Consider the following 2,814-nt stretch of genomic DNA (forward strand, 5'->3'; position numbering starts at 1 on the left):
CAGCCGGAACAGCGCCACCTCCACCGCAAAAATCGCCGGCTGCGCATTACCCGTGTCATCCAGACCATCCCAATCGATGTCCAGATGCGCGCACACCTCGTCGAACGCCGCCGCGTACACCGGGAACCGGGCGTACAACTCCCGGCCCATCCCGACACGCTGCGACCCCTGACCGGTGAACACCATTGCGACGTGGCGCGGCTTCGCCAGTCCGCGGGCGAGTTCGGCGCCGTCGGCGTCGAGCACCGCCCGCTGGGCGAACCCGGATCGTTCGGCGAGCGAGCGGCCCACCTCGGCGGGTGCCTGCTCGGGGTGTTCGATCAGCCAGTCGCGCAACCGGTCGATCTGGGCGTCCAGGGCGCGCCCGGACTTGGCCGACACCGGCAGCGGCACCGGACCCGTGGCGGCGGACGCCGACGATGCCGGGGCGGGTGCGGGCGCGGGTGCCTGTTCGATGATGACGTGCGTGTTAGTGCCGCTGATGCCGAACGACGACACCCCGGCTCGCCAGGGCCGGTCCACCCGCGGCCAGGCCGACGGCTCGGCCAGCAGCCGGATGTTGCCCATCGCCCAATCCACGTGCGTCGACGGCTGGTCCAGGTGCAGCGAGCGCGGAAGCATGCCGTGCCGCATGGCCTGCACCATCTTGATCACGCCGGCGACGCCGGAGGCCGCCTGGGTGTGGCCGATGTTCGACTTGATCGAGCCGAGCAGCAGCGGCGTTTCGCGGTCCCGGCCGTACGTGGCGAGCAGCGCCTGCGCCTCGATCGGGTCACCCAGCGGGGTGCCGGTGCCGTGGCCCTCGATCGCGTCCACGTCGGCGTAGCCCAGGCCGGCGGAGGCCAGCGCCTGCCGGATGACGCGCTGCTGCGACGGGCCGTTGGGGGCGGTGATGCCGTTGGACGCGCCGTCGGAGTTGACCGCGGTGCCGCGCACCACGGCCAGGATGTCGTGGCCCCGCTCGATCGCGTCGGACTGCCGCTCCACCACCAGCACGCCGACGCCCTCGGCCCAGCTCGTGCCGTCGGCGGCCTCGGAGTAGGACTTGCACCGCCCGTCCGGGGACAGCCCGCCGTCCACGCTGAATCCGGTGAAGCTGACCGGGGTGGCCATCACCGTGACACCGCCGGCCAGTGCCAGCGAGCATTCCCCGGCGCGCAGCGCGGCGACCGCCGAGTGCAGCGCCACCAGCGACGACGAGCACGCCGTGTCCACGGTGAACGAGGGTCCTTCCAGCCCGAAGGTGTAGGACAGCCGGCCGGAGATGACGCTGGAGGCCAGTCCGGTGCCGGACAGCGCGCCGACGTCCTCGCGGGACTGCGCGATGAGCGTCGAGTAGTCCAGGCCGTTGGTGCCCATGAACACACCGGTGGGGCTGCCGGCCAGGGTTTGCGGGTCGATGCCCGCCGATTCGAACGCCTCCCAGGAGGTTTCCAGCAGGTGCCGCTGCTGCGGGTCCATGGCCATCGCCTCGCGCGGCGAGATGCCGAAGAACGCGGCGTCGAAGTCGGCGATGCCGTTCAGGAAGCCGCCTTCCAGGCAGGCGCTGCGGCCCTGGCCGTCGGCGCCGCCGGCGGCGAGCGTGGCCAGGTCCCAGCCGCGGTCGGCGGGGAACGGGCTGATGCCGTCGTGTTCGCCGGCCACCAGCCGCCACAGGTCGTCCGGTGACTGCACCCCGCCGGGCAGCCGGCAGGCCATGCCGACGATGACGATCGGATCGTCGCCGGTAGCCGCGACGGCGGGCAGCGGGGCGATCGCATCGGGTTCCTCGCCGAGCAGCTCGGCCAGCAGGTGCGCGGCCATCACGGTCGGTGTCGGGTAGTCGAAGATCAGCGTGGCGGGCAGCCGCAGCCCGGTGACGGTGGACAGCCGGTTGCGCAGTTCCACCGCGGTCAGCGAGTCGAAGCCCAGGTCACGGAATTCGGCGCGGGGCCCGATGTCGGCCGCCGACTGGTGCGCGAGCACCGTGGCCGCTTCGGCGCGGACCAGGTCCAGCACCAGCGCGTCGCGGTCCTGCGACGCCAGGGGCAGCAGCCGTTCGCGCAGGTGCGCGGTTGCCGACCCGGTCGTCAGCCGGGCCGCCGTGGCGCGTTCCACGGCGTCCTTGGCGGCGGGCAGCTCGCGCAGCGCGGCGTTGCCGCGCACACCGACCAGGGTGTCCAGGATGTTTCCCTGGCTGAGGTCGAGCACCGTCATGGTGGCCGCCGAGGAGGTCACCGCTTGTTGCAGGGCGGCGATCGCCAGGTCGGGGTGCACCGCGGGCAGCGGGGTGCCGCCGCGCTTGTCGCCGGGCGCGCCGTCGGCTTCCCGCCATGCGCCCCAGGCGATGACCGTGGCGGGCAGTTCGCGGGCGCGGCGCCGGTGGGCGATGGCCTCCAGCACCGAGCCGGCGGCGGCGAGGGTGGCGCGGCCGGGATTGCCGACGCTGCCGGCCACCGAGGAGAACAGCACGAACGCGTCCAGGTCCCGGTCCGCGGTGAGGTCGTCCAGGTGCATGGCCGGCCGCACCAGGGTGTCCGCCACGTCGGCGAACCGTTCGCCGGTGAGATCGTCGATCACGCCGTCGTCGACGACCGAGGCGGCGTGCACCACCGCGGTCAGCGGCGTCCCGGCCGGCACGGCGGAGATCGCCGCGGCCAGGGCATCCCGGTCACGGGCATCGCCGGCCAGCACCGTGACGCCCGCGCCCTGGGCGCGCAGGTCGGCTTCCAGCTCGGCCGCGCCGGGGGCGGCCGGGCCGCGGCGGCTGAGCAGCAGCACGTGCCGGGCGCCGTGCGCGGCCAGCCAGCGGGCCACCCGGCTGCCCCGGCCGCC

1 protein-coding gene is annotated in these 2,814 nt (G+C 74.0%); it reads right to left on the bottom strand.

Annotated features, from left to right (window positions below; translation table 11 throughout):
* Positions 1-2,814, bottom strand: a 2,814-nt coding sequence (locus IEY73_RS32460) for a type I polyketide synthase (RefSeq protein WP_189083179.1), incomplete at both ends; no start/stop codon positions are given.

The sequence above is a fragment of the Mangrovihabitans endophyticus genome, assembly GCF_014646155.1.
Classification (GTDB): domain Bacteria; phylum Actinomycetota; class Actinomycetes; order Mycobacteriales; family Micromonosporaceae; genus Actinoplanes; species Actinoplanes endophyticus.